The organism is Bacillus cereus group sp. BfR-BA-01441 (assembly GCF_022663075.1).
Taxonomy (GTDB): domain Bacteria; phylum Bacillota; class Bacilli; order Bacillales; family Bacillaceae_G; genus Bacillus_A; species Bacillus_A cereus.
The window spans coordinates 1-674 of sequence record NZ_JAKUEU010000232.1 but is presented as its reverse complement, the minus strand read 5'-3'; the positions used below and the strand labels follow the sequence as shown (position 1 = coordinate 674).

Sequence of the window (674 nt, the reverse complement as noted above, 5' to 3'; positions counted from 1 at the left end):
GTAATCAAATAGTGAATCATAAAAAAGTGCAACGAATTATGAAAGAGTTAGGTTTAAAATGTCTTGTACGTATGAAAAAATATAAATCTTATAAAGGAACAGTTGGTAAAATTGCACCTCATATTTTAGAGCGTAAATTTACGGCAGATACGCCAAATGAAAAATGGGTAACCGATATTACAGAATTTAAATTATTCGGTGAGAAACTTTATTTATCACCTGTATTAGACTTGTATAATGGTGAAATCATTACCTATACAATTGGCTCTAGACCGACGTATTCACTTGTTTCAGAAATGTTAGAGACAGCATTAGAAGGTTTACCTGAAAATCACCAACTAATGATGCATTCAGATCAAGGGTGGCATTATCAAATGAAACAGTACCGTCACGCATTACAAAAAAGAGGTATCGTACAAAGTATGTCTCGTAAAGGTAACTGTTATGACAACGCAGTAATGGAGAATTTCTTTGGAATCATGAAGTCTGAGTTTCTCTACATAAAAGAGTTTGAAAGTGTAGAGCACTTCAAAATAGAATTAGAAAAATATATAGATTATTACAATACAAAACGGATAAAGGCAAAATTAAAAATGAGCCCGGTGCAATACCGGACTCATTTTTATCAAGCTGCCTAATGAAATAACCGTGTCTAACTTTTAGGGGTCACTTCA

1 pseudogene is annotated in these 674 nt (G+C 32.9%); it reads left to right on the top strand.

The annotated features are described in order from the left end of the window. A pseudogene (locus MR107_RS30215) lies at positions 1-638 on the top strand (IS3-like element ISBce18 family transposase); the annotation flags it as partial. Between the last annotated feature and the right edge of the window lie 36 nt (positions 639-674).